This window comes from Butyrivibrio sp. NC3005, assembly GCF_000424545.1.
Classification (GTDB): Bacteria; Bacillota; Clostridia; order Lachnospirales; family Lachnospiraceae; genus Butyrivibrio.
Genome location: NZ_AUKC01000081.1, coordinates 1 through 3056, shown reverse-complemented (window position 1 = coordinate 3056; position 3056 = coordinate 1). Strand labels below are relative to the sequence as shown.

General features: G+C 36.8%; 6 protein-coding genes. All 6 read right to left on the bottom strand.

All coding sequences use genetic code 11. The features are described from left to right. Nucleotides 1-171 precede the first annotated feature (171 nt). The 6 genes from rpsR to G634_RS0114695 all read right to left on the bottom strand — a co-directional run bounded on the left by rpsR (nucleotide 172) and on the right by G634_RS0114695 (nucleotide 3005). Nucleotides 172-429, bottom strand: coding sequence for a 30S ribosomal protein S18 (gene rpsR / locus G634_RS0114720; RefSeq protein ID WP_026505902.1), 258 nt, complete (start codon nucleotides 427-429; stop codon nucleotides 172-174). Between the two features lie 44 nt (nucleotides 430-473). Beyond that, nucleotides 474-926 (bottom strand): single-stranded DNA-binding protein, encoded by a 453-nt coding sequence (locus G634_RS0114715; RefSeq protein ID WP_026505901.1) that lies wholly within the window; start codon nucleotides 924-926, stop codon nucleotides 474-476. Between the two features lie 18 nt (nucleotides 927-944). Beyond that, nucleotides 945-1235 (bottom strand): 30S ribosomal protein S6, encoded by a 291-nt coding sequence (gene rpsF, locus G634_RS0114710; RefSeq protein WP_026505900.1) that lies wholly within the window; start codon nucleotides 1233-1235, stop codon nucleotides 945-947. Nucleotides 1236-1371: 136 nt separating this feature from the next. Then, nucleotides 1372-1551 (bottom strand): DUF951 domain-containing protein, encoded by a 180-nt coding sequence (locus G634_RS0114705; protein ID WP_026505899.1) that lies wholly within the window; start codon nucleotides 1549-1551, stop codon nucleotides 1372-1374. A 21-nt stretch (nucleotides 1552-1572) separates the two neighbouring features. Then, complete coding sequence (locus G634_RS0114700) at nucleotides 1573-2292, bottom strand: NAD-dependent protein deacylase (RefSeq protein WP_442855649.1); 720 nt, start codon at nucleotides 2290-2292, stop codon at nucleotides 1573-1575. A gap of 23 nt (nucleotides 2293-2315) precedes the next feature. Beyond that, a complete protein-coding gene (locus G634_RS0114695; protein ID WP_026505897.1) occupies nucleotides 2316-3005 on the bottom strand; it encodes a hypothetical protein in 690 nt (229 codons plus the stop codon). Nucleotides 3006-3056 lie beyond the last annotated feature (51 nt).

Here is a 3056-nt window from a genome sequence, read left to right as displayed (position 1 = left end):
ATCTTTATCCATGTCTATATAATACCATACGTAATTAGCAGAGTCAAGAAAACAAAAAGTACTAAACAAATTCCCACAAAAAAGGAGTTATGGCTTTTATAAACCATAACTCCTTAATAATCAATATTATTACAAAAGACCAAGTCTTATTGTAAATCCTTAACCACTGAATTAATCAGCTACGTAAGGCATAAGTGCAAGATGTCTAGCACGCTTAATTGCAACAGTAATCTCTCTCTGGTGCTTAGCGCAGTTGCCAGTAATTCTTCTAGGAAGAATCTTTCCGCTCTCAGAAACATATTTCTTAAGAGTAGCAACATCTTTATAATCAATTGAATGGTCCTTACCACAGAATACGCAAACTTTCTTTCTTCTGTGCATTCCGCCCTTCTTACGAGGAGCTTCGGATCTTTCCTTATTGAAAGCCATTTGATTGCCTCCTTTTGTAATCAGTCAGCAATATGAGCTGACTATTAATTAAACGGCAGGTCTTCATCAATTCCATCTGGAATATTCATGAATCCATCGGCTGCCGCTACAGGCTGTTCGGAAGAAGAATTAGCAGCCGGAGCGGAATATCCTCCGTTCTGAGCTGATGCATTCTTACTCTCAGCGAATTCCTGATCTTCTACGACGACATCTGTAGTATATACTTTAACGCCATCCTTATTGGTATAGCTACCAGTCTGGATACGTCCTGTGACGCAAATCTTTGTTCCTTTATGTAAATACTTCTCTGCAAACTCACCAGATTTACCAAATGCAACACATCCAATAAAATCTGCAGTCTGCTCATCGCTGCCCTGACGGCGAACTCGACGATCTACAGCAAGCGTATATCTGGCAATAGCCATAGGCTGCTCGCTCTGAGTATATCGAACATCCGGATCCTTTGTTAAACGTCCCATAAGTATAACTTTATTCATTTATTCTTGTCCTCTTTCTTATGCCTGCTCGTTCTTAACGCATAAGTATCTGATGACGTTCTCTACGATGCGGACACGAGACTCAAGTTCTGCAGGAACAGTTGCTTCGGCATCGAACTGAATGAAATAATAGAAAGCTTCTGTCTGATTCTTGATCTCATAAGCAAGCTTCTTCTTACCCCAATCGTCAACGTTAGTAACTGTGCCACCGAAACGCTCGATCAGTGCCTTGCACTTGTCAACGGCTTCGTTCTTTTTCTCGTCATCGACATTTGCGCTGATTACAACGGCTAATTCGTACTTGTTCATGTTACTTAACCTCCTTTTGGTCTCTGGCCTCCGATTTCATTTGGCATTGTGATTCGCGCCACGGAAGCAAGGAATTTATATCACAATATGGTACGATACCATATTTCGATAACTTTTTCAAGTACCATTAATCATTTTAGATTTTTTTTATTTCTTTCACACTCTTTTCCAAAGTAGAACGTGGAATCATTATCTGATGCGCACACCCTAGACACTCAAGTCTAAAATCAGCTCCGATTCGTAAGACTTTCCATTCATAGGAACCGCAGGGATGTTTCTTTTTTAACTTTACGATATCCCCTAAATCAATCTTCATTATCACTTTCCTTTTTATTATCTATGGGAGTTGATCAAAAACCTCTCCAATACTTCCTTTAACAAGCAAATTTGCTTCACTGTCCCTTGGTGTAGCTGATTTATTAACAACAATAAGCTTATTGCCTCTATAATAGTCTATAAGTCCTGCCGCTGGATATACAGCAAGCGATGTTCCTCCAATGATAAGAACATCTGCATTCTGAATAGCATTTACAGCCTTGCGCATAACATCCATATCAAGACCTTCTTCGTAAAGTACTACATCAGGTTTTATTCTTCCACCGCATCCACATACAGGTACATTATCCATTTTCAAAATTTCATCAAGTTTATAAAACTTTCCGCACTCTTCACAGTAATTTCTTAAAACGCTTCCATGAAGTTCATATACAATTTTATTACCTGCAGCCTGATGAAGACCATCAATGTTTTGTGTAATTACAGCCTTAAGCTTTCCTTCACGCTCCCACTGGGCCAGTTTCAAATGCGCTTTATTAGGTTTTGCGTCTGGATATATCATTCTATCTCTGTAAAATCTAAAAAATTCTTCTGGGTATTTCCTATAAAAAGTGTGGCTTACTATCCTCTCTGGGGGATAATCATATTGCTGATTATAGAGACCGTCCTGACTTCTAAAATCCGGAATACCACTTTCTGTTGATACTCCTGCTCCACCAAAGAACACTATGTTGTCAGTTTCTTCTATTATCTTCTTAAGTTTTTCAATATTCTCCATAATATTCCTCACTTTGCACATGATATTTATGGGTACATTTTAGTATTAGAAAGAATATTTATTCTATAACCTACTTCCTTATCCTGCGTCAAATCATAGACCATTCTATAACAATCTAAAGCTTGATCGAACATTTTTTTGGTCTCTGCTTCTTCTCCAGCTTTATATAAAAGTGCAAGCGTTATATTATTAGCCTCTATTGGTATTTTATTCTCTTTTAGAATCTCTTGCAATTTTTCAATCGGGTATTCTGCCATCGGATGTTTCATAGCTTTTTCCAGAAACTTTATTTCGTTATCAGCCTGTTTTGTATCATCAAACAGCATGCTATATCTATAGCATGCTGCAGATATTTCCGGTTTATAACTTTCAAGATAATACCATCCAAGATTCCTATAGTATGCCGCAAGTTCTGCTCTCGTACAAGAATAATTATAAGACATAATAGTATATGTATATTCCCCTTGAATATCTCCAAGCTGTTTACAACAGGAAATAATCTGCAAAATAATCTCCATATTTACTGGATTTTCAACATTTGCCTTCAGCCATTTTTGCAAAGCCTCATTTATATTCCCTCTTGCCATTAATGATTTGGCATCATTTATAAATGATTCAATCTCTGAATTATCATTTATTTCATATGCTTCATTTGGGGCAATATAATATTCATATAAATATACTTCTGATATATGACTTAAACTTACACTATTCATAATTTTAGTCCTTTTTTATATCGAAAAAAAGGAACTCTTAAGAGTTCCTTT

Excerpts from the sequence above, each read along its gene's own strand:
- G634_RS0114715 (WP_026505901.1), bottom strand. The coding sequence starts at position 926 with ATGAATAAAGTTATACTTATGGGACGTTTAACAAAGGATCCGGATGTT.
- G634_RS0114705 (WP_026505899.1), bottom strand. The coding sequence starts at position 1,551 with ATGAAGATTGATTTAGGGGATATCGTAAAGTTAAAAAAGAAACATCCC.
- rpsF (WP_026505900.1), bottom strand. The coding sequence starts at position 1,235 with ATGAACAAGTACGAATTAGCCGTTGTAATCAGCGCAAATGTCGATGAC.
- rpsR (WP_026505902.1), bottom strand. The coding sequence starts at position 429 with ATGGCTTTCAATAAGGAAAGATCCGAAGCTCCTCGTAAGAAGGGCGGA.
- G634_RS0114695 (WP_026505897.1), bottom strand. The coding sequence starts at position 3,005 with ATGAATAGTGTAAGTTTAAGTCATATATCAGAAGTATATTTATATGAA.